Annotated in this window: 20 protein-coding genes; 13 read left to right on the top strand and 7 right to left on the bottom strand. The window is 56.9% G+C overall.

The window, feature by feature from the left end; genetic code table 11:
• Positions 1-16: 16 nt before the first annotated feature.
• Genes NQZ67_RS08380 through NQZ67_RS08370 form a run of 3 tightly spaced genes read right to left on the bottom strand, consistent with a single transcriptional unit; the run spans position 17 to position 5736 of the window.
• The gene (locus NQZ67_RS08380; RefSeq protein ID WP_257444526.1) at positions 17-1021 is read right to left on the bottom strand and encodes an alginate lyase family protein; all 1005 of its coding nucleotides are present in this window, start codon (positions 1019-1021) and stop codon (positions 17-19) included.
• 42 nt (positions 1022-1063) lie between these two features.
• On the bottom strand, positions 1064-5074 hold the full coding sequence (locus NQZ67_RS08375) for a glycoside hydrolase family 2 protein (protein WP_257444524.1): 4011 nt from the start codon (positions 5072-5074) through the stop codon (positions 1064-1066).
• 32 nt (positions 5075-5106) lie between these two features.
• Positions 5107-5736 (bottom strand): hypothetical protein, encoded by a 630-nt coding sequence (locus NQZ67_RS08370; RefSeq protein ID WP_257444522.1) that lies wholly within the window; start codon positions 5734-5736, stop codon positions 5107-5109.
• 112 nt (positions 5737-5848) lie between these two features.
• Between NQZ67_RS08370 and NQZ67_RS08365 the strand changes: the two genes are divergently transcribed.
• Positions 5849-6733, top strand: coding sequence for a helix-turn-helix transcriptional regulator (locus tag NQZ67_RS08365; RefSeq protein WP_257444521.1), 885 nt, complete (start codon positions 5849-5851; stop codon positions 6731-6733).
• A gap of 29 nt (positions 6734-6762) precedes the next feature.
• Here NQZ67_RS08365 and NQZ67_RS08360 read toward each other — a convergent pair whose 3' ends face one another.
• Positions 6763-7632: a helix-turn-helix transcriptional regulator gene (locus tag NQZ67_RS08360; RefSeq protein WP_257444520.1), complete on the bottom strand. Its 870-nt coding sequence runs from the start codon at positions 7630-7632 to the stop codon at positions 6763-6765.
• 167 nt (positions 7633-7799) lie between these two features.
• Here NQZ67_RS08360 and NQZ67_RS08355 point away from each other — a divergent pair, with 167 nt between their 5' ends.
• From NQZ67_RS08355 to NQZ67_RS08320, 8 genes are all read left to right on the top strand, one after another.
• The gene (locus NQZ67_RS08355; RefSeq protein ID WP_257444519.1) at positions 7800-9773 is read left to right on the top strand and encodes a beta-galactosidase trimerization domain-containing protein; all 1974 of its coding nucleotides are present in this window, start codon (positions 7800-7802) and stop codon (positions 9771-9773) included.
• Positions 9774-9820: 47 nt separating this feature from the next.
• Positions 9821-10954: a serine hydrolase domain-containing protein gene (locus NQZ67_RS08350; protein WP_257444517.1), complete on the top strand. Its 1134-nt coding sequence runs from the start codon at positions 9821-9823 to the stop codon at positions 10952-10954.
• Between the two features lie 9 nt (positions 10955-10963).
• The gene (locus tag NQZ67_RS08345) at positions 10964-11389 is read left to right on the top strand and encodes a DUF1801 domain-containing protein (protein WP_257444516.1); all 426 of its coding nucleotides are present in this window, start codon (positions 10964-10966) and stop codon (positions 11387-11389) included.
• Positions 11390-11520: 131 nt separating this feature from the next.
• Entirely contained in the window at positions 11521-12105 is a 585-nt protein-coding gene (locus NQZ67_RS08340; protein WP_257444515.1) for a TetR/AcrR family transcriptional regulator, read from the top strand.
• On the top strand, positions 12098-13078 hold the full coding sequence (locus NQZ67_RS08335) for a glycerophosphodiester phosphodiesterase family protein (RefSeq protein WP_257444514.1): 981 nt from the start codon (positions 12098-12100) through the stop codon (positions 13076-13078). The genes NQZ67_RS08340 and NQZ67_RS08335 overlap by 8 nt, the downstream gene beginning before the upstream one ends.
• A gap of 51 nt (positions 13079-13129) precedes the next feature.
• The gene (locus tag NQZ67_RS08330; RefSeq protein ID WP_257444508.1) at positions 13130-14362 is read left to right on the top strand and encodes an aminopeptidase; all 1233 of its coding nucleotides are present in this window, start codon (positions 13130-13132) and stop codon (positions 14360-14362) included.
• Positions 14363-14381: 19 nt separating this feature from the next.
• Positions 14382-15374: an AraC family transcriptional regulator gene (locus NQZ67_RS08325; protein ID WP_257444593.1), complete on the top strand. Its 993-nt coding sequence runs from the start codon at positions 14382-14384 to the stop codon at positions 15372-15374.
• 105 nt (positions 15375-15479) lie between these two features.
• On the top strand, positions 15480-16274 hold the full coding sequence (locus NQZ67_RS08320; protein ID WP_257444506.1) for an SDR family NAD(P)-dependent oxidoreductase: 795 nt from the start codon (positions 15480-15482) through the stop codon (positions 16272-16274).
• Between the two features lie 51 nt (positions 16275-16325).
• Here the strand turns inward: NQZ67_RS08320 and NQZ67_RS08315 are convergent, their stop codons facing one another.
• The 3 genes from NQZ67_RS08315 to NQZ67_RS08305 all read right to left on the bottom strand — a co-directional run bounded on the left by NQZ67_RS08315 (position 16326) and on the right by NQZ67_RS08305 (position 18475).
• Positions 16326-16709 carry a collagen-like protein gene (locus tag NQZ67_RS08315; protein ID WP_257444504.1) on the bottom strand — a complete coding sequence of 128 codons (384 nt, stop codon included), beginning with the start codon at positions 16707-16709 and terminating at the stop codon, positions 16326-16328.
• 125 nt (positions 16710-16834) lie between these two features.
• Entirely contained in the window at positions 16835-17734 is a 900-nt protein-coding gene (locus NQZ67_RS08310; RefSeq protein ID WP_257444500.1) for an SDR family oxidoreductase, read from the bottom strand.
• 42 nt (positions 17735-17776) lie between these two features.
• The gene (locus tag NQZ67_RS08305; protein WP_257444499.1) at positions 17777-18475 is read right to left on the bottom strand and encodes a hypothetical protein; all 699 of its coding nucleotides are present in this window, start codon (positions 18473-18475) and stop codon (positions 17777-17779) included.
• 226 nt (positions 18476-18701) lie between these two features.
• Between NQZ67_RS08305 and NQZ67_RS08300 the strand changes: the two genes are divergently transcribed.
• The 4 genes from NQZ67_RS08300 (at position 18702) to NQZ67_RS08285 (ending at position 22873) form a co-directional block, all read left to right on the top strand.
• Complete coding sequence (locus tag NQZ67_RS08300) at positions 18702-19478, top strand: TerC family protein (protein ID WP_257444498.1); 777 nt, start codon at positions 18702-18704, stop codon at positions 19476-19478.
• Positions 19479-19561: 83 nt separating this feature from the next.
• A complete protein-coding gene (locus tag NQZ67_RS08295) occupies positions 19562-20131 on the top strand; it encodes a hypothetical protein (RefSeq protein WP_257444497.1) in 570 nt (189 codons plus the stop codon).
• A 137-nt stretch (positions 20132-20268) separates the two neighbouring features.
• Entirely contained in the window at positions 20269-22080 is a 1812-nt protein-coding gene (locus NQZ67_RS08290) for a sensor histidine kinase (protein ID WP_257444495.1), read from the top strand.
• Between the two features lie 4 nt (positions 22081-22084).
• The gene (locus NQZ67_RS08285; protein WP_257444494.1) at positions 22085-22873 is read left to right on the top strand and encodes a response regulator; all 789 of its coding nucleotides are present in this window, start codon (positions 22085-22087) and stop codon (positions 22871-22873) included.
• Positions 22874-22970: the final 97 nt, after the last annotated feature.

Raw genomic sequence — 22970 nt, 5'->3', positions numbered from 1 at the left:
CCGGTACAATGAGGATTTACCGATCATCACGGCTACGGTAAGCTATGCCTTCCACCTGCAGCCGCAGCGCCGGAAATACCCAAGCGTACGACTGGAAATAGCCGTTGTTCCGATTGATATGACCCATAATCGGGCGATGGGGAGCGACGAACCGTTCATAGGCGGGTTCCCCGTACATGCATGCCATCGCTTCGAACAGATCCAGCGGCCAGGTTTCGGCCGATAAGGGGGACGGTACCTCCTGTCCTTTGTCGTAAGGCCATTCATCCGCGCGGCCATCGACGTAATGCAGCAGCGTATCGAGCGCTTTTTTGATGGTGTTGCCGCTTGGGGATATCCAGCGGAACAGATCCTCGCCGGTTACATCCAGCACCTGCTTGGCGGCGGCCGTCAGCGGAGCAAGGGCGAAATAATGGTACCAGACCGACTTCGTTCCCCGCAGCGTCTCTTCAGGGAGGAACCCCGACCGCGCTAGCGACTCGTCGATATGCTCTTTCAGACGCTCGGCTCCATCCGCAAGACGGGAATGATCGCCCACGAGCCGGAAGAGCGACAGCCGGGCGTACAGGCCCCAGCTCTGCCAGTTGTTGCGAAGCGGGATACCCTCCCATGCGGGCAAGCAGACGGAGGTCATCCAGCGGATGAACCGCTCTCGCGTTACTCTCTGCCAGCCTTCATAAGCGTCGATCATCAGGGCAGCTTGTATGAAGCCCACTCCCAGGTATGCGGACACCAGCGGCCCGTCAAGCCCCGCCAATCCGCGGTTGACGGAGGCCCAGCCGTCGATCAGCTCAACCGCTTTGTCGGCGTAAGCGGGCTCGCCCGTCATTCGGAAGGCGAGCGCCGTCGCGTAAGCGGCTTGCGCGTCCGCTTCCATCAGCCGCTTGGCGGCTTGATGGCCGGCGGCGTCGAAGTAGAAGCCGGGGATCGTCCAGACCGAAACGGCGTGGCAGGGAGCGGACAAGCTTTCGTCCGCAAGGCGAAGCAGATGGTCTCGTGCAGTCGGGCTGTGGCTGTTCATAGGCATGGTTTCCTTTCCTGCCGTGCGTGCGGCATTCCGTCGTTATTTAGGCTCCACTTCGTCGATCGTCAGCCGGTACTGAAGGTGCCTCATATAGGAGCCCTCCTCCGTAAGGAACACCATGCGGATCCGAAGCGTTTCTTCCGGGTCCGACACGATGATGATTAACCGGTTTATACCGGCTTTCAGCGATATACGTTGTTCTTGATCGATTATTTTACAGCCGTTCATATAGATTTCGTAATCGCAGTTGGCATCCACGGCCAGCCGGCCGCGGCGGATTTCATACGGGCCGAGGCCCGGCTCCAGCATATACACGAAGCAGCTGAGGAACCAACGCTCGCGTCCCGGGTTGGCGATGCGGAAGCTGCCGTCCTCGCGTACCCGTTCCTTCTTCATCATCCACCCGTACAAGCCTTCGCCCAGATTGTTCAGCGAGAACGCCGGATCGATATAATAGGCCTTCATCGCCTCGAAATCGACATGGGACGGGCAGGGCAGCGCCATCACTTTCTCCACGGCCCAAGCTTCGTCGCCTTTCGCTGCCGCGAGAAGCTTGTCGTCGAAGGAGGCGCCTAGATTGGCGAGCAGCTTCGTATACAGGCGGACCGCCTTGTCGCTTGCCGGCTCCATCAAGAGCTGGGACAAGAGAAGTCTTCCTTCGCCCAACGATTCCGCCAGCACATAATGACCAGCCGGACGTTCCGTCTCCCTGTTCAGCTCAATTAACGCGCGCCTGCTGTATTCATCTGTATGCTGCCCTACGAAATAATCCTTCCACGCCGTCCCTTCGACGCCCGAGCATAGAACGGACATGCCGTGCGTCGCCTCTATGCCGTGGGCGGCGAGCGGACGGTTCGCGACTTCTCTGGGAGAGAGGAACACCTTATCGAAGCCGAAGAGGTCGAGGGGGCTTAAGCCTCGCGCTTCGGGAATCGCGTAGTCCGCTTCGAGATGGAAGGTCTCCTGCTCCCGTATGGATACGGAGCGGTCCAAGAGCGCGGATAAGACGGCTTCCTGGCCAGGCTCCGCCGCAAGAACAACAACCCTGCCGCCGCATTGGGCATAACGCCGAAGCGCCGAAGCAGCCGGAGCTCCCGCCTCGGCAAGCAGCCGCGGCTCGACAAGGAGAAGCTCGTAATTCTCGAGCCTCTCGATTTCGAATACGTCCATCGTGTCGTACTTTAGGCGTAGCGCGTTTCTCAAGAATAGATCCGCGTGCCCGCCGGCTTTCGCGAGCGCGCCGGTTCGAACGGCCGCCGCCGCATCGGCGATTCCCGCATAAGCGAGCAGTCCCCGCAGCAGGAGGCAGGCTTGCGGCACGCGATGGAAGTTATCGAGAAGCTCCAGCTGATTGGCGATGAACAGACCCCGTTCGCCGCGGTATTCCAGCAGAGGCGACCAGAGATCGCCGCCGTCGCCGAAGTCGCCAGCGCCGCAATTCAGAATAGGATGGAAGCTGCCTTGGACCGGCATTTCGAAGGCGGCAGAAATGAAGGGGAGCGGACCTTCCTCGCGAAGCTCCTCGTGCCAGAACATAAGATCATCATCGCCGAGACCCTGCAGGACAGGATGGTCATAGCTGCCGGCATGCGCCCGGAAGAAGGGCTGCCGCGAGAGCGCCAGCTTCCCTAAGGAGAGATGGAGCTGCTCGAGCAGCAGGACGCGCCCGCCTCTTAACGCAAATCCGTTCATCGCCTTCTCCAGCTCTCCGTCCGCGTCGTCCAGCTTGCTGCCTGCGATGAGCAGAGTCTCCGGCTCCAACCGAATGATATCCCCGCCACCAACACGCTCGCAAGCGGGCAGCAGGGCACGGACGATATGGAAATCCCTGTCGCCGCCTACGTAAGCGGCCGGCCGTCCGATATCGACCGGCTCGGTTCGCAATAAGGCAGGGTGGAGCTTATAATCCAGTTCCAGTTCGTGCATGATCTCTTCTTCATGATACAGGAGAGCGCACAAGCGGATAACCGACTGTTCGGATACCGGAGCCGGCGTCCACTGGATCGCCGCGCTTCGGCGTTCGGCCGGCTGCTGCTCGAACACGAGCGCCTCCCGATGAACGAGGCGTCCGTCCTGCCGTACCTCGAAGACGATTCGGACAAGGCGGCGATGAAGCGTGTCATTATAGACGTCGAAGCTGCGGCTGATCGGCGCGTCGTCGAAGAAGGAACGGTTGTACTCCGCCGGAATGATCGTCACGGGCTTGAAGGACGCGGACATCCTATCGAATGCCGGATTTTTGATGTAGGAGGGATACCCGTCCGGCAGCATGCCGTTGTTCAGCGTCAACGAATATTTGGGAATGACCTTCGGCTTAGGTCCCGGCGTGTCCAATGCGGCCGGAGGAAGCGGGATATCTCTCTCGGGCATCGCGCGCATGAAATAATGGGCGAAGTTAAAGGAGGAGATGCCGGTTACGCCTTGCCGTCTGGCGTACTCCACGAATAATCGTTCCTTCTCCGCAAGACCCTTCACGGCTTCCTCGGCGTGCCGGTAAGCGGCGAGGCCGACATACATGCTGCTATTCTGCGGGCAGACATACCACCAGCCTCCATGCTCGCCGAATACGAGCGGCACCCGCCGGTCCCACTGGGCAATCGTGCCGTCGATGTTGTAATGCAGGCTCTCCACCTCGGTCATGTCCTTGGGGAGCAGCCGGTTATCGCCTTCCAGGATGATGGGGCGCGTCGGGTCCAGCTCCCGGATCATGTCCATCATGCGAGGGATGTGCCGCTTGAATTCATCGCGTCCGTCCACCCACCGCATCTCATTCTGCAGGCTCCATAGGATGACCGACGGGTGATTGCGATCCCGCATTAACAGCCTGTGCACGTGCTTCTTGCAATTGGCGATAAAATCGGGATGATCCGCCGCCATCGATTTGCTGGAGCCGTATATCGCGGTTTCGTCAACGATCAGCATCCCTTCCTCGTCCGCGATGTCCAAATAATAGGAGGGGTGCGGCTCGGCATGCAGACGGACGCAGTTGACGCCGGCTTCCTTGCACATGCGGTACCAGCTCCGCACATAGTCTTCCGTCTGCTGAAGCGCTCCTTGGAAATGCCACGAATCCCCGCGCAGATTTACGGGTATGCCGTTCAGCATGAACCGCGGGCCTTCGGTCCATATTTCCCGAAAGCCGAACCGCTCCTCCGCTAGGTCGACGACGCGGCCGCCGTCCAGCAGCGCAAGCTGCAGCCGGTAGAGGTGCGGCTCATCCGGATTCCATAGCTTCGCTCCCGCCCAGTCAAGCCGGAACGAGACGCATCCATCGCGCTCCTCTCCGTCCTCCGGCCTTCGCAAGGACGCGGTGGCGGATAGTGCGGGCGCAGACCCCGGCTCCCGGTCCGCATCCCGTACCTCCAGCCGGACTTTGTACGAGTCGTCTTCCAGCAGCGGTCCTGCAAGCTCGAGCCTTGCATCGACCTCGAGTCGGCTCTCCCTCACCGATGTACGGATCGTCATATCCGCCAGCGAGGCGGCAGGGCGGCTTTCCACATACACGTCCTGCCAGATGCCTCTGGCGAGCGAGCCGAACCAAGAGCCGGCTAGGCCCGTTATTTTCTTCTGCCCGGAAGGAATCGTCACTTTGTCGAAGCTGCCGCAGACGACATGCAGATGATGCTCGGCGCCTGCCTTGGTCCATGCCGACACCTCTACCCGAAGGGGCAAATAGCCGTCTTCCCATATTGCAATGAGACGGCGGTCCAGATAAACCGCTGCTTTCTGCATGATGCCGTCAAAGCGCAAAAAGACGCGCTTGTCCCCGGCCGTCATCGAATCGGGCAGCCGGAACGTCCGATGCAGGACGCCCGCGTCCGCCTTGTTCCACGCCTTCGGGTAACCAAATACGTCAAAAGGCGCGTAATCATATTCGGGAATTTCCCCGAACGGCTTGCCCGACGGCCTAACGTAGGCGCTTCTCCAGCTGGACGGCACGCGCACCTTCATTTCCTCATAGATCAGTTCATCCGGCAGTCCGATATCCGGCTCGCTCCCATACAGCGGCATAAAGCTCCACTCGCCGTTCAAGCAAAACGAATCGCGCATCCGAGTCAGCTCCTTCCCGTTTGTCCGGATCGTCATAGCTGGATCACCAACGGGATTTCCCGCCATATGTCCTGCGACCCTTCCCATGGAATAAAGTGAGGCAGCATGGCGGCCGCCCAGTCAACCGGCGTCTCCGTTGTGGAGAGCTTGCCTTCGTAAGGAGGCGGCTCGATCGTCGCCGGCCGCTCCGAATAGAAGAACATCACGTTTTCGTGAAGCGCGATCATTCCGAATTTGTCGCCGTCTCCGGGTTTCTCCTCCTGATACTGGTAGTGATAGAAGACGTAGCTCGCCACTTGCTCCGGCCTCAGCCGCGCAATTCGCGCGAACGGTTTCGCGTTCGGGTCCGTTCTGCGCCAATGCTTCTCGCTGACGGGCCGCTGATAATGGAAAATGTCCATCATCGGCACCCATCTGCGGAGCATGTCCTCGCCGGGCCATGCTTCCAGCGCCGCTTCGCAATGGCCGAAGAGGGCATGGGGATCGACGTCTTCCGTCACGCTTTCGTAGTAGAGAAACAGCGCGTCGGCGCAGCGGAACAAGCTTAGCCGGCGAGCTTCGCGCATCTCCATGCGTTGAGCCAGCTCCGGCAGCGCATCGCGGAAATACGCTTCCGGTACGATACCGGGGCGGATTTGAGCGCGATAATGGTAACGTTTCATAGGGGAACCTCCGGGAAATGTCGTGATGCCTACATTATAGTAGCGGACGGGTAATTCCATGTTGTGCTAAAATATAACTAGTTTGCGATATTCGGATATGGGGGCGGGGGAGTTGGCGTCTCGTATTGAGCATGTTGAGCCGGGAAACCGGAGCTTTTTTCTGGCTTTCCGGGATGAGTGGTCGGGAGCGGAGCAGCATTTCCAAAAATTTCACGCGCATCAAGGGCTTGAGCTGTTGTTCATCCATGAAGGCGAGGGAGTCGTGGAGGTCGACGGAGACTCTTATGAGCTGGAGACAGGGACGCTTTTCTGCTTCCAGCCGTACCAGCTGCATAAGCTGGACATACCGGGCCGAATGGGAGGCCGATATGTCCGGACCAACTTAACCTTCGATCCGCGGTTCCTGGAGCCTTATTTGGCGCCTTTTCCGAAGCTTGAAGCCTTTCTCCGCTATTTGCACAAAGGTACGCTGTCCTCGCCCAAGTTCTCGTTCGAAGAATCCCGGCTTTCGGCGCTGATCGAGGGGCATGCGCGGTCGGTCGCGGAGCCGGGCGAGGAGCGGGAGGAAGCGCGCGTCCTGTTCCTGATCACGCTGCTGCGCCATCTTCAGCTGTCGGTCATCCCCCGCTCGGATCAGACGCCGGAAGGCTGGTCCAACAAAAACGCGGCACACATCGAGGCGATCATGGATTGGGTGGAGCTTCATTACAAGCGGCCGTTCAGCCTGGAGCTGCTGGCCGAGGAGCTGCATTTGTCTCCGACCTATGTCTCTCACCTATTCAAGCAGTATACCGGCGTATCGCTGACGGATTACGTCACGGGCAGAAGGATCCGCGAAGCATGCGCGCTGCTCGGCAATTCCGACAAGCCGGTCGGGCAAATCGCGAGCGAGATCGGCGGGTTCGGCGCGCCATATTTCTGCAAGCTGTTCAAAAAACATAAAGGCATGACGCCGCTCGACTACCGGTCGGCGCTCCATCATTCCGCCAAAGCTTAAACAGCAGGACGATACCCTGCTGTTTTTTGTCATGCTCGCCCGATCCGGGCTAAGCGGTATTGACCCGGCGTCGTGCCGGTTTGCTTCCGGAACAGCCGGATGAAGTAATTGGCGTTCTCGATGCCGACGCGTTCGCCGACCTCGGACACGGACAGCTCCGTGCTTCCTAGCAGCGTTTTCGCCGCGCGGATCTGCGCGTCGTGCAAATATTGGAGAGGGCTCCGGCCGGTGTGCGTTTTGAGGCAGCGCGCGATATAGTCGAAGCGGTAATGCAGCGTCTGCTCCATGTGCTTGGCGTCGAAGGGGCGGGTCATATTCTGCTGCAAGTATGCGATCGCCCGGTCGCACAGCTGTCTGGAGCGGGAGGCATACCGCGCGCGAGCCGCCGCTTGCAGCTGTACGAACAAGCCTGCCAGCTCCGCCTGCAGCGAGAGGGAGCTCGAGGCCGATAAGGCGTGATGCAGCTCCAGCATCCGCTCAAGGCGCGGGAGGATGTCGGGGGCATCGAAGCCGCCGAATTTCGGAATATACATCATTTGCCGATGCGGCGCGACGTCGAGATCCGTTCCTTTGGCATAGGGAAACGACCAGGGGATGCTCTCGCTTTCGATGGTTCGGACGGGCGCCGGATGGATGAAGTGAACCCAATAAATGTCGGTGATCTCGTCGCACGACCGATGTCCGACATGATGACGGTTCGGCTCGAGCACGAGCATGCGGCCTTCTTGGATTTCGTAAGGCTCCCCGTCCTCGGTAATGTACAAGGTGCCCTTGTTCACGAACAGCATGTCGTATACGTCGAAGGATCTTGCCAGATGCTTCTGTCCGGGCGGCCAGAAGGAGTGTCCGATCGTGACAAGCTGCGGCAGCGGCGGGATCGATAATTCCAAGCAGTTCATCTGCGGGGCGCTCCTTTTCTCAACTGCGATTGTTGTGCAATATTGTAACACGGGTATTTAGCATTTAGGTAGAAAATGTGCGATTGAAAGTCGATTCCGAATCTGTCCGGCGGGGGCTCTTGGTTTATATACTTAAGGCATACGAACCGGAAAGGGAGCGAGCTTATATGCGATTCCGTCAAGTCCATCTCGATTTTCACACATCCGAGGCGATCACGCCGATCGGCGCTCAATTCGACAAGAAGCAATTCCAGCAGATGCTGCAGCTTGGTCACGTCGATTCGATTACGGTATTCTCCAAATGTCATCACGGGTGGGCCTACCACCCGTCGGAGGCGAACGAAATTCATCCGGGACTCGGCTTCGACCTGCTCGGCGCCCAGATCGAGGCCGCCCATGAAATCGGCGTGAAGACGCCTGTCTATCTGTCCGCGGGACTCGACGAGAAGCTGGTTAGACGTCATCCGGAGTGGCTTGTCCGGGACGAGAACGACGCGACGAGATGGGTGAAGGGCTTTATGGAGCCGGGCTATCACGAGTTTTGCCTGAACTCGCCGTATTTGGATATTTTGCTTGCTCAAATTCATGAGACGTTATCCCGGTATGAAGCGGATGGCTTGTTCCTCGATATCGTCGGCGTGCGCAAATGCTATTGCCATACCTGCGTCGCGGGCGCAAGACGCGAAGGCATCGATCCGCGGGACGAGTCGGCGATGCGCCCGCTGTGGGAGCGGACGTACGCCCGTTATACGGCGCGGGTGAAAGAGACGGTAGAACAGGTGAAGCCGGGACTGCCGATCTTCCATAATAACGGCCATATCGCGCGGGGCCGCCGGGATCAGGCGTTCATGAACAGCCACCTGGAGCTGGAATCGCTGCCGACGGGCGGCTGGGGCTATGACCACTTCCCGTTGTCCGCCAGATACGCGCAGACGCTCGGCGTCGATTACCTCGGCATGACCGGCAAATTCCATACGTCATGGGGCGAATTCGGGGGTTACAAGCATCCGAACGCGCTGCGCTACGAAGCCGCTCTCAGCATCGCGAACGGCGCCAAATGCTCGATCGGCGACCAGCTGCATCCGAACGGCCTTATGGATGAGGCGACCTACGCGTTGATCGGCGAGGCGTATCGCGAGGTGGAGAGCAAGGAAGCCTGGTGCGCGAAGACGACGAACGTCGCGGATATCGCGCTTCTGTCGCTCGAAGCCGCAGGGATTCATCCAAAGGCGGGGACGGAGAAGAGGAAGCCGGAATCCGATGCCGGAGCCGTGCGCATGCTGCTCGAAGGGAACTTCCTGTTCGACGTCATTGACCTCGAGCAGGATTTCGCGAGCTACCGCGTATTGATCCTGCCGGATTACGTGGCAATTGACGCCGGGCTTCAGAGCAGACTGGAGCAGTTCGTACAGCAGGGAGGCCGCATTCTCGCGACCGGCTGGTCCGGATTGGAGCCGGAGGGTGATCGATTCGCGATCGATTTCGGGGCGCGTCTTGCGGGACGGAACGCTTACCGTCCCGACTATTTCCGCCCGCTGTTCAAGCCGGGCCGTCTCGGCGAAGCCTCTTATATCTTCTATTCGGAGGGGCAGAAGCTCGAGCTTGCCGGCGGAACCGAGCTCGCGCGGCGCGAGGACCCGTATTTCAATCGAGACGTGTTCGCCTTCTGCTCACATCAGCACACGCCGAGCAGCCATGCGTACGGCGGGCCGGGCATGGTCGAAAGCGGCAGCGGCATTTATATCGCCTGGAACGTGTTCGACGATTACGCGACCAAAGGCAGTCTGATTCTGAAGGAGACGGTGCTATTCGCGCTGAACCGCCTGCTTCCCGGCAAGACGCTGGAGACGAATTTGCCGGCGCAAGGCGTCGTTACTCTACAGGAGCAGAAGGACGAGAAGCGGCTGGTCAATCATTTGTTGTACGCGTCTCCGGTCCGCCGGGGAACGAGCATCGAAGTGATCGAGGATATCGTGCCGCTCCACGATGTCCAGGTATCCTTGCGGACGGAGCATGCCGTAAGCGGCGTTTATTTGGCGCCGCAGATGACGCCGCTGGCCTACGGCAGCGACGACGGCAAAATTTCGTATACGGTTCCCGTACTCGATTGCCACCAAATGGTCGTTATCGATTATAATTGAAGGAATGTCGGAACCAAATACACTCTATTCACAAAGGATGGCGAAAGATGGACTTCAAACCGTTAGCCTCGTTTCTTGACCGCATGACCTCCTGGCGCATTCCTTGGGCCGAGGTGCTGGTCATGCACCGCAATGATACCGTATTCCGATACCGTAGCGGCTTCGTTGATCTGGAGAAGCAAACGCCGATCGACGAAGGAAGAATTATTAACATCTATTCCATGACGAAAATCATGACATGTGTCGCGGCTATGCAGCTCGTGGAGAAGGGCGCCATGCTATTAAACGATCCGATCTCGGCCTACTTGCCGGAATATGCCGAGATGAACGTGAAGAAGAAGCTTCCGGACGGCGAGGTCGTGCTCGAGAAGGCGGAGCGGCCGATCACGGTACGGGATCTGTTCGCGATGACGGCGGGCTTCTCTTATGACCTTGGCGCGCCTTCCCTGAAGGAAGCCGTCGAGCGGACGAACGGCAAGCTGCCGACCCGCGCTTTCGCGGAGGCGCTCGCGAAGGAGCCGCTTCACTTCGAGCCGGGCACCCGTTGGAACTACAGCTTGTGCCACGACGTGCTGGCGGCGTTAGTCGAGGTCGTGGACGGCAGACGGTTCGGCGCTTACCTACGCGATGAAATTACCGGTCCGCTCGGGATGAACGACACGGCGTTCGATCTGACGGACGAGCAGCGGAGCCGTCTGGCTCCCCAGTATGCGTTCAACGACGAGCTGGGCAAGGCCGTGCGCTACGACGCGAACGGCTTCCGGATCGGGACCGAGTTCGAGAGCGGCGGGGCGGGGCTTCTGTCCACCGTCAGCGACTACGTGAAGTTTCTAAATGCGCTTACGAATTTAGGAACAAGCCCGGAGGGCGTGCGCATTCTGTCGCCGGCTGCGGTGAATCTCATGCGAACGGATCATCTGACCGACGCCACGCGGGGCGATTATTCGTGGGAGCAGCTGAACGGCTACGGCTTCGGCCTTGGCGTCCGCACCCACATCTCCCCTGCGGGCAGCGGAGCGCTGAGCCCGGTCGGCGAATTCGGCTGGAGCGGAGCCGCCGGCTGCATGGCCATCATCGACCCGGCTTCGGAGCTGACCGTCATGTACGCGATGCACATGCTGAACAGCCAGGAGCCGTTCGTGCAGCCGCGTCTTCGCAACATCGTGTATTCGTGTTTGTGAGGCGGAACCATGTACGAGCTGAAGACGAAAGAAACGGAGAACAGCGTCCTCGAGTTTATCGAGAACGTGGACAACCCGAAGAAGCGCGAGGACGCCTATCGCTTGCTTGACATTTTCACCGAAACGAGCGGCTTCCCGGCCAAAATGTGGGGACCCAGCATTATCGGCTTCGGTTCGTACCATTACAAGTACGCTTCGGGTCATGAAGGGGATGCCCCGCTCGTCGGTTTCTCGCCGCGCAAAGGCAAGACCAGCCTCTACTTCGCTCCCGGGGACGAAGCGAGGGAAGCGCTGCTGCAGAAGCTCGGCAAGCACACGTCGGGCAAGGCCTGCGTCTACATTAACAAAGTAGCCGACATCGACGTGGACGTGCTTGGAGAGATGATCGCGCAGTCCATCGCTTTCTTGAGAGAGACGTATCCCGACAATAGATAGAGCTTGGAGAATAGAAGCCCGCTTTTTTTAACGTCACACTCCCGAACAAACGGATTGCATAGCTCAAGCAACTGTTGTAAAATGACCTTGGTCAAATAATGACCAAGGTCATTTTTTGTGGAGCGTGTTGCATGTTAAGAGAAGAGAAAAAGAAGGAAGTCAAAGAACGGATCATTGTCACCGCTGTGGAGCTGTTTAAGCAGAAGGGCTTCGAACAGGTCACCGTGCAAGAAATCACGCAAGCCTGCGGCATCGCCAAAGGGACATTTTTTAATTATTTCGAGAAGAAGGAACAGGTGCTTCTGCACGTGGCCGGATCTTATCGGGAGCTGATGGAGCAGCTTGTCCGCAACAATAGCGATGGAAATCTAAAAGAACGGCTGATAGGCCTGTTCCGCGATCTTGCCGCCGTCTATCGGAAGCGGGCCGACATTTTGCGTCCGGCTTTGATCGAATCGATCAAGGCGGGGCCTAAGTCATCGGATCAAGCGTCGAATTTCTTGATTTTTGAGGAAACGCTTCGCGGGGTCATCGAGCAGGCTTCAGCAAACGGGACGTTCCGAAGCCGGTGGGATTCCAAGGTAAGCGCGTCGATCTTGTCGGCTATTTTCGTCCAGGCGCTCATTCAATCCGCCTCCTTCGAGACGGAGGAGAGCATGATGCATGCCATCGAACAGCAAGTACAGGCAGCATGGGAGGGATTATCGGATGAATAGCTGGTGGAATAGAAGGAGAGGCAAAGCGTTGATCGCGGTCATGCTGCTGATCGCCTTCATGTATGTGAATAACAATGCCTGGTTCGGCAGCAGCCGGGACGGAGGTCCGATTCTGCTTGCGCACCGCGGGCTGGGGCAGACTTACCCGATGGAAGGCATCCAGAACGATACATGCACGGCGGAGCGGATTTACGAGCCGGAGCATCCCTATTTGGAAAATACGCTGGACTCCATGGAAGCGGCTTTCCAAGCGGGCGCAGATATCGTGGAATTCGACGTTCACATGACGAAGGACGATCAGTTTGCCGTATTCCACGATTGGACGCTGGATTGCCGGACGAATGGGGAGGGCGTGACGCGCGATTATACGATGGACGAGCTGAAGCGGCTGGATATCGGCTACGGGTATACGGCGGACGGCGGCAAGACGTATCCTTTCCGCGGCCAGGGCATTGGACTTATGCCTTCGCTGACGGAGGTGCTGGACCGTTTCCCGGACCGCCAGCTCTTGATCGATATCAAAAGCAGCGATCCCGATGAAGGCAAGCTGCTCGCCCGATATTTGTCCGAGCTTCCCGAGGAGCGCAGAAGCTTGCTTGCCGTATACGGCGGCGACGAACCGATCGCCGCGCTGAAGGAACGGCTGCCCGATATGCGGGTCATGTCGAAGGCCACGCTGAAGAGCTGCCTGCTTCCATACATCGCCGTCGGCTGGACAGGCTACGTGCCGGAGGCTTGCCGCGGCGGTCAGCTTCATATCCCCGAGAAGATCGGTCCCTGGCTATGGGGCTGGCCGGATAAGCTTCTGAACCGGATGGACGAAGCCGATACCCGAGTCGTCGTGGTCGGGGGGGACGGCAGCGACTTCTCCAGCGGGTTCGATTCGGCGGAAGACATGGAGCGATTGCCCTCGGATTTCTCCGGCGTCATCTGGACGAACCGCATCGACCGAATAGCAAGTCTTTACGATTAACCGCATACTTTTGCTATAATGGAAGGCGGACTTCTGAAAGGAGAGACATCAATGGATTCTTTTAAAATCATGTTAAGAAAATACGCGGAGCTCGTCGTTAAGGTGGGAGTGAATATTCAGCCCGGACAGGTGCTGATCGTGCACGCGCCGATCGAGACGGCGGAGCTGACGCGATTGATCGTGGCCCAGGCTTACGAGGCCGGCGCCAAATATGTGATGGTCGAGTGGGACGACGAAGAAGTGACACGCATCCGCTACGAGAAAGCGGCGGAGGATACGTTCGATTATTATCCGCAATGGGAAGCCGACAGCCGAGTGAAATTCGCCGAAGAGGGCGGAGCGATTCTACATATCAAAGTGCCGAATCCGGAGCTGTTCCGGGGCATTGATTCGTCCAAAGTATCGAGAGCGGTTAAAGCGGCGGCAGTCGCTCGCAAGGAATATTCGGTGTATACGCGCAACAGCCGGATCAGTTGGTCGCTGATCAAAGCGCCGACGCGCGCCTGGGCGGACAAAGTGTTCGCGGATCTGCCGGCGGAGCAGCGGATCGACGCGATGTGGGAGGCGATCTTCCGCATGGTGCGCGTGGATAAGGAAGATCCGGTAGCGGCTTGGCGCGAGCATATCGATAAGCTGAAGACCTGGCAGAACCGGCTGAACGAAAAGCGTTACAAAAGCCTTCATTACCGAGCGCCGGGGACGGATCTTCGCGTGGAGCTGCCCGAAGGGCATATCTGGCGCGGAGGCGGAGGGGAGAACGAGAAAGGCGTCTACTTCGTCGCGAATATGCCGACGGAGGAAGTGTACACGATGCCGCATCGGCTCGGCGTGAACGGCACGGTGAGAAGCACGCTGCCGCTGAACCTGAACGGCCGTTTGGTAGAAGGAATCACCATGACGTTCCGTGACGGCAAGGTCGTCGCGTTCGACGCCGAGTCGGGACGCGAGCATCTGGAGACGCTGCTCGAAACCGACGAAGGCGCCTCCTATCTCGGCGAGATGGCGCTTGTTCCGCACGACTCGCCGATCTCCAACCTGAACCGCGTGTTCTACAACACGGGCATCGACGAGAACGCCTCCTGCCACTTCGCGCTTGGCAGCGCCTATCCGGTTAATCTGGAGGGCGGCACGAAGCTGTCGAACGACGAGCTGGTTGCCCACGGCGCGAACGTCAGTCTGACGCATGTCGACTTCATGATCGGCTGCGCCGATCTCGACATCGACGGGGAGCTGCAGGACGGCACTGTAGAGCCGGTATTCCGCAAGGGAAACTGGACGGAATAAGGGGGATTGCCGAGTGAAGATGCCGGTTGGATTTTGGGAAGGCGTCAGCCGATTAGGCATTGAGGTCCATGACGTGGCCCGCAATGCCGGGCTGCCGCTCGACATCATCTCGGAGCCGGAGGTCACAGCCGCGCAATATTTCGCGATCTGGCAAGCTTATTCCGAGCTCATCGGCGATCCCGCCAAAGGTATCGTCAAGCTGGCGACCGTCTTCGAAACGGCGCATTACCCGCCGTCCGTATTGGCGACTTACCACGCGCGCGATTATCGGGACGCGCTGAGCCGAATGGCCCGTTACAAACAGCTGTGTCCCCCGGAAGATCTGCGAATCTCCGAAGAAGGCGAGTATTGTTTCCTTGAACTGGAGTGGCGGGGAGCCGAAGGTTCCGGGCCGCCGCTGCTTGCAGGGATCACGCTGGCTTTCCTTCTGGAGCTTGGGCGCCGGGGCACGGGCAAGCATCTGACGGCGCGGCTCGTCGAGCTTACGGACGCGACTGGCGACTCGCGGGTGCTCGAAGCTTACTTCGGCTGTCCTGTCCGCGTCGGCGCCGCATGCAACCGCTTGACCCTGCGCCGAAGCGATCTGGATCGGCAATTTGTCTCCTATAACGAAGAGCTGCTCGAGATTCTGACTCCCGCATTGAACCGAACCTTGGATGAACATCAGCGCGGCCGTTCGATCTCCGAGGCGGTCAAACGGATCTTGAAGGAGAGTCTCGCGGAAGGGCGTCGCGACATCCGGGCGGTCGCGAAGGAGCTCGGCATGAGCGATCGTACCTTGCAGCGCCGGCTTACGGACGAGAACACAAGCTTCCAGCAGCTTCTGACGCAAGCACGCCACGAGCAGGCGCTTGAATATTTGGCAGACCCCTCCTTCGATATGAAGGAAGTGGCTTTCTTGATCGGTTACGAAGACCAGAATTCGTTCTACCGCGCTTTTCGCCTCTGGGAAGGCGAGACGCCGTCCAATTGGCGCGTCAAGCAAAGGGGAATGAGCAGCTGTGCGCTATAATTTGGCGTATTTCGCAAGAACTTTGGCGCGGCATCCTAGTTACTGAACGATCCTGGCAAGGTAAGATTATCCCTATCCGGCGCACAAGAAAAAGGAGAATGCAACATGGATATGGGATTGTTCCAAAAAACCGCTTTAGTGACAGGATCAACGAAAGGCATAGGCAAAGCGATTGCGATCGAGCTCGCCAAAGAAGGCGCGCATGTTCTTATTAACGGGCGAAACGAGGAAGAGGCCGAACGGACGGTGCATGAACTAAAAACGAGCTTCCCGGCCACCTCTCCCCGGAACGCCGCCGCCGATTTGGCGGATCCCGCGCAGAGACAAGCTTTATTCGAAAAGCATCCCGATATCGATATCTTGATCAACAATATGGGGATTTACGAAATGATGCCGTACGAGGACGTTAACGATTCCGTTTGGGAAAGGTACTTCCGTACGAATGTGCTTGCGGCAAACGGATTATGTCACTATTATTTGCCTCGGATGCTGGAGAAAAACGATGGCCGCATCCTCTTTATCGCAAGCGAAGAAGCGATCATGCCTTCGGGGCACATGCCTCAGTACGCGATGACCAAATCGATGCTGCTCTCCCTTTCGAAGAGCTTATCGAAATTAACGAGGGGAACGGAAGTGACGGTCAATACGATCATGCCGGGACCAACGCTCTCCGAGAAGGTAGAGCGAATCATCGAGAGCATGTATTCGGATGAAGAGCTGGATTTCGCGGAAAAAGAAACTCGGTTTATGGCGGCAACGCTGCCGCAATCCGAAATCCAGCGTTTCATTAAGCCCGTCGAGATCGGCAGGCTGGCCGCATTCCTATGCAGCCCTTTCGCATCGGCATTCAAGGGCTCTCCGATCCGTATGGACGGAGGGATGGTGCCAACGATCTATTAATATACAAGGCCCGCATGCCATCGGCATGCGGGCCTTGTCGTGTTGATCTCTCTAGAAGCAAGTGAACGATTCGATGCGTCTCAAATCGTACCCCGCGTACATCCAGAAGAAGCCGTTCCAGCGGAAGCCGGCGACGGAGGTTCTGCCTACGAAGACGGGGTAATACCAGAATTGATCTCCGTTGCTAAGCCAAATGTACGTGAAGCGGAAAGCGCATCTGCGGATGCCTCCCGGGTCTACGGCGAACAGAGAGGCTTGCGGCCTAGGCGGTACGAATTGCGGCGGAGCCGATGTAGGGGCTTGAAGGCCGGCACCTGGCGGCACTTGCTGTCCGGGCGGTCCGGGTGGCGGTCCGAATGGAGGCCCGGGAGGTCCCGGCGGTCCGAAGGGCGGGAATCCGCCGCCAGGCGGTCCAAATGGAGGGAAAAATGACAATCGTCTCACTCCTTATAGTAGATAAACGTCTATCTGCATTGCTGGTGTATTGTATGCGGATGCCCGCTGCGGAGTGATTTGTACAAAAAGAAGAAATGGGTATAACGTTGCCATGTACTCCAAACTCATGTCCCTGTAATCGTGCCTCCGTTCACGTGCAGGACTTGCCCCGTGACGTAAGAGGAGTCGTCGGAAGCGAGGTAGACGTAGGTCGGCGCCAGCTCGAACGGCTGTCCGGCGCGTTTCATCGGTCGAAGCAAACCGAATTTTCTTACCATCTCGGCCGGAAAGGTCGATACGATAAGAGGCGTCCAGATCGGTCCCGGAGCCACCGCGTTAACGCGGATGCCGCGGCTGACCAGTTGAAGCGACAAGGAACGAGTGAAGGCAACGATCGCGCCCTTCGTAGACGCATAATCCACAAGAAGCTCATTGCCCTCGTAGGCGGTGATGGATGTTGTGCTAATAATCGTGCTCCCTGGACGCAGATGCGGAAGGGCTGCTTTGGTCAGATAGAACATGGGGAAGATGTTCGTGCGGAAGGTATCCTCCAGCTGCTCGTCGCTTATGTTTAGAATGCTTTCCCGGGGAAATTGTACGGCTTGATTTAAAATTAACGTATCTAACCGCCCAAACGCTCCGATCGTTTTCTCGACAACTTCCTTGGAGAAAGCCGAACGCCGCAAATCCCCTTCAATCGTCAAGCAGCGCCCGCCGTACTGCTCCACCATTCTTTTGGTGGCCTCGGCGTCTTCTCTCTCGTTTAAATATACGATCGCCACGTCCGCGCCTTCCTTGGAGAACGCGATGGCGACGGCGCGGCCGATCCCGCTGTCTCCGCCTGTAATAACGGCCGTTTTGCCAGCCAGCTTGCCGCTTCCCTTGTAGCCGGGATTATCCGAGATGGGAGCGGGGTTCATCAAATATTCCAAGCCTGGCTGGCGGTCTTGATGCTGCGGCGGAAACGTGATCGGCTCTTGCTCGCATTTTGTTTCATAGCCGTAATACGGATAATAGGGGATCATGGAAGCTCCTCCGTGTTATTTTTGGATGTCTGAATAGGGTATTCACCTATAGAGTCGATGGTGTAGGGAATGCTTTGAAGATCGGCGAGCATGACGCCACAAGCCTGCAGCAATCCATAGACATCCTATCGCAATCAGAAATCCGTGAGCTATGCGTACGGGCTGCGTGGCCGTATATTGAGGAAGGTAAGACAGAAGCCCGATTGCGAAGGGGACAGCGCTCCATTTGGACAGGAGTCGGGACGTCCAGACGGCAATGGCTGCCATCACGGCTCCAATTGCAAGCAGCGCGAGGCCTGCGAGGATCATATAGAAGCCGGGACCAAAGCGTATATCCCCGGCCAAGCTCATCAGTTGGGGATTTTGCTGACGAACCGCTTCACGGCCGATCGCGTACAGGCTGAAAACCTCCGCGCCGTAGAACGGTAAAGTCAATCCGATTCCGAACCAAGATAGAAGCAGGCTTCGCGTTGCAAGCTTCTTGGCAGAGGAAGCCTGCAGAGAGAGATTCAAGCCGAGCCATCCGGCCGACAATAAAATGAACGCGAATATCGCGGCCACGTGAGAATTCATCCACTCCATCGAAGCGAATGCCTCGGCTCCAAGCAGAGATGCTTCGTCCGAGAAGGGGCGAATAACGGGATATAGCACGAACAAGACGCCAGCCGCGGCGAAAGCGACGGCCCCCAGCCGAATATGCAGCGAGGCCGCATTGTGCTCCTCGCCGATTTTCTTTTCCATGATCATAGCGATTCTCCTTATCCATTGGGATTTTTTTCACACCCCGAGCATAACTAATGGCATTAGTTTTATGCAAATAAAGATTTTATGAAGGCTTTCCTTCGAGTTTCTTTCGGGTAGAAGTTGATTTTTTGTTTTAGTTAGGATTTAATTGATGAAGGGTTGTCACATTGTTGGGAAAGCTTAACTTAGTATTTGAATTATTTAGCGAGAGGAGAAATTTTGTTTGGATTCAATATGGCTGGAGTATGCATGGGCACTACTGATTCTTATTGGTTTGGAGGGCTTGCTGTCGGCGGATAACGCCCTCGTGCTTGCGGTTATAGCCAAGCATTTGCCGGATGATCAGAAGAAGAAAGCCATTAACTATGGCATCATCATGGCGTTTGTTTTCCGTTTCGGAGCATTGTTCGCCATCTCTTTTATTGCCAACGTTTGGCAAATTCAAGCGATTGGAGCCGCGTATTTGCTGTACCTCGGCTTGAATCATATTATTAAGGCGCGTTTTGGAAAGGACAACCATAAGAATCAGGATGAAGTCAAGAAAGAATCTAAAGGCAAAGGCTTCTGGCCGACCGTCGGTAAAATCGCCATCGCGGATCTTGCGTTCGCGATCGACTCCATTCTTGCCGCGGTAGCGTTGGCTCTCGGTCTGCCTGATTCGCCGCTTGGCAATTTCGGCGGCATGGACGGAGGCAAGTTCCTGGTCGTCGTGCTTGGCGGTCTCGCGGGACTTATCCTGATCAAATACGCGGCTACATGGTTCGTCAAGCTGCTTGGAGAGAGACCGGCTCTAGAGACGACGGCTTACGCGATCGTCGCTTGGGTAGGCGTGAAGCTCGCCGTCATTACTCTTGCTCATGAGGACATTCACGTCCTGGACCATCATTTCCCGCATAGCACGGGCTGGACTCTTACGTTCTACGGCGTCTTGGTTGCGATTGCCGTCATCGGCTGGTTCGCGCCATCCAGCAAGAAAGAACAGGGCCAATCCGAAGGTTAAGCGGTTTCCGCTTGCTAGTAACGTTAAGCCATCCGTAATGGATGGCCTTTTCTTTTGTTCGACCGAAGGAGAGACCACAGGACATGAGTGAATTTACCGAATGCTATTATCTGTACTCGAGCAACCAGAATGACGGCGTGAAGCTATTGAAGAAGGCTTGGCTGCGCGGCTACGTTTACCCCGCGGGCCAGCATTGGGTGACGATCCTTCCAAGCGGCCGTCCATTCCGTCCGAATAAGCGATTGATCGGACAAAACAAAGGCGTCCTGCTGCATCTACTGCACGCCGAGGACCATGGTTGGCAGCTCAGTGTCTATGAAGGGAGGAAACGGACCTTTCATTACACGTGCGAATGGGAGGAAGAGCTAAGCATCGATCAAGAAGAATACGATCGGCATAAGATGGTCGAGCTCATCAATCGCAATCCCTATAAGATCAAATCCGTTACGCCTCTCGACATTACGAAAATTTTTTACGTGACGGACTATGAGGATATCATCGAACGAAATCCGGTTCATCAAATCGCGGAGCTGCTCCGGCTGGAGCATTATGAATGGCTGTCGTACGATTACATGCAAAGAGACTGCAAAGAAAATCCGGAGGAATTGACGGGCCAAGGCATCAGGTACGTTCAGCCGTTATTTTCTTTTTGAGCGGCGTGCCGATAGAACATTTTCATGCAAGACTCACCTTGAAATCCTACAATATTACGCATTTCGGCAGGATGCCCATCCCCCTTCGCAATTGGTGATATAATGAATTCACCATTCATGCAAGGGGGATTTTTGTCATGCGGAGCCGGCTTCATTACCTCGTTCCCCATAAGCTTAAATACCGGCTGTTCGTCGTGTTCGTCCTCGTCATCCTGCTGCCGTTCAGCGCGCTGAACATTTACAACTATGGCAGAATCGAGACGCTCGTACAGAATAAGATCAGCGAGCAGAGCCACGAGCAGCTCGACAATCTCCATCGTTCGCTCGAGGATCAGCTGAGCATCGCCTTCAAGACGCTTATTTTCCTGGAGCAGGATTCGGACGTCAAGGATATCCTGCAGAATCCGGACAAGCGGTCCGTTCTCGACAACAAAGAGCTGATGGAGAACAAGTTTAAAAATCTCAACAACAGCTTCTTCCTGTACAATCCGTCCGTGTACTACACGCTGCTAGACGACGCGGGGCATGTGTACACCTCCTATCAGCCAAGGCATACGCTCGATTACGACATTATTGCGGCTACTCCTTCCTTCGCCAAGATGCGCGAGAGCGGCGCTTCTTACTTCTGGGTACCGGATGACGAAAACTACGTGTCGCGGGATATTTCCAAAAGTCCGACGCTTCTCTCCCTCTATGCGGGGCTGAAGGACAATCGGAATCGGCAATACGGCCGGGCGAGAGTCAGCATCGACTTCTCGTTCTGGTTCCAGTCCATGCTGCAGAAGTCCGCAACCGAGCAAGCCTATTACATCGTCTCGAGAAAAGGCGAAGTCATCGCCAGCTCCGATATGACCGCCCGGCTGGCGGGGAACGCGATTCGGCAGGTGACGCTGGAGCCCTCCAACGGCTATTGGAGGGACAATACGAACGACACCCTCGTCAACTACAGCTATCTGCCTTCTCTGGATTGGTATATGGTGAACCAAATTCCGCTTCGCGTCTTGTTTCAAGAGATCGAAAGCTTAAAGCAGCAATATTTTGTCACGTTCTACGGTATTACGGCCATGTTCATCGTCGTCGCGTTTATGATCGCCTACGCGTTCACGAGACCGCTGTCCCATATGCAAGCGAAGATGAAGGAAGCGGTGCGCAAGGATCTGCGAATCCGATTGCCGGAAAAAAATTATAAAGGCGAGGTGCTCGAGCTCACGCGAACCTTCAACGAAATGATGGTCGACATGAACGGGCTGATCCAGCGCCTTAAGGCCGAGGAAAGGCAGCGCGACGCGGTTCATTTCCAGATGCTGCTCGCTCAGGTGGACCCGCATTTTCTGCTGAACACGCTCAACACCATGAAATGGATCGGCCTGCGCAGCAGAAACGAGGAAATCGTGGAAATCTGTTTGTCGCTGGGCAAGCTGCTGGAGACGAGTCTTAACTCCGACGTCGATCTGATTCATCTAAGGGATGAAATCGAGCTTACCAAGGCGTTTATCTATATTCAGCAGGTCCGGTACAGCAACAGCTTCGAAGTGGAGTTCAGCTACGAGGAAGAGATACAATTTGCGCTTGTTCCGAAGCTCAGCCTGCAGCCGCTTGTCGACAACGCCATCCGTCACGGCATTTCCCATCTCGGGGAAGGCGGGCGAATCTATATCCGGATGGGATTATCGGATACGGAGCCCGCGCAGCTTGTGCTGGAAGTCGAAGACAACGGCATCGGCATGGAGAAATCGAGACAGCATCAGGAGGCGGGGCGGAAGCGTCCGGGCATCGGGCTGCAGAACGTAAGAGAGAGGCTGCGGCTGCTGTTCAAGGACAATGCGGCACTGGAGATGGAATCGTCGGGGCAAGGAACGAGGTTTTGGATAAAATTGCCGTTTCTGTTGTCCGAGCCGTATTCAGGACGGGAGCTGTCCGCGCTAGCCGATGACGGAGGAGAGGGATAAGCTTATGTGGAAAGTGCTGTTGGTCGAAGACGAGACGTTCGTTCGGGAATCGGTGAAGGAAATTATCCGCTGGGAGGAAATGGGGTTTTCGTTATGCGGGGAGGCGAGCAATGGAGAGGAAGCGCTGGAGATCATTAAACGGGAGCCGCCGGATCTGGTGTTATGCGACATTGTGATGCCCAAGATGGACGGACTCCAGCTGCTTAAGGAGACGAGGCGCGCCGGCATCGGTTCCAAGTTCGTCATGCTCACCTGCATCGGCGACTTTGAATCGATGCGGCAAGCCATGGAGTTCGGCGCGTCCAATTACATTCTGAAGCTGTCGATGAGCGTCAAGGATCTGCGCGAGACGCTCGGGAAGATTAGCGCGGAGCTGACCGCGGTGAAGCCGGCTGCAGCTTATTCGACAGCCTCTGAAGCGGCTTTGCGGCAGCAGCCCAAGCTTCCCGATTCCGGCTCCGCCATCGACCGGATTACGCATCCCGAAGTGAAAAAAATTATCCACTATATCGAGCGGCATTACGCCGAGGAGATCACGCTGGCTTCGCTCGCCCGCCACGTCATGATGGGGGAGAACTATGTCAGCGCGCTGTTCAAGAAGAAGACGGGCGAGACGCTGATCCATTATTTGCACCGGGTCCGCATCGAGAAGGCAATCGATTATTTGCGTTCGACCGACTTGCCCGTGAACCAGATCGGACATAACGTCGGCTTCATGAACGATAACTACTTCATCAAAATATTCAAGCGCATGACAGGGACGACGCCGAGCCAATACAGGCAGACGAGATAGAACGTTTTCGCCGCAACAAATCGTGTCATTGCGGTTGCAAAATACGAAGTTCCGTTCCATTCGAAACGTGAATTTGTTACTTATAACCGCCGCGTCC

This window comes from Paenibacillus soyae, assembly GCF_024623455.1.
Taxonomy (GTDB): domain Bacteria; phylum Bacillota; class Bacilli; order Paenibacillales; family Paenibacillaceae; genus Pristimantibacillus; species Pristimantibacillus soyae.
This window is presented reverse-complemented; position numbering and strand designations above follow the sequence as displayed.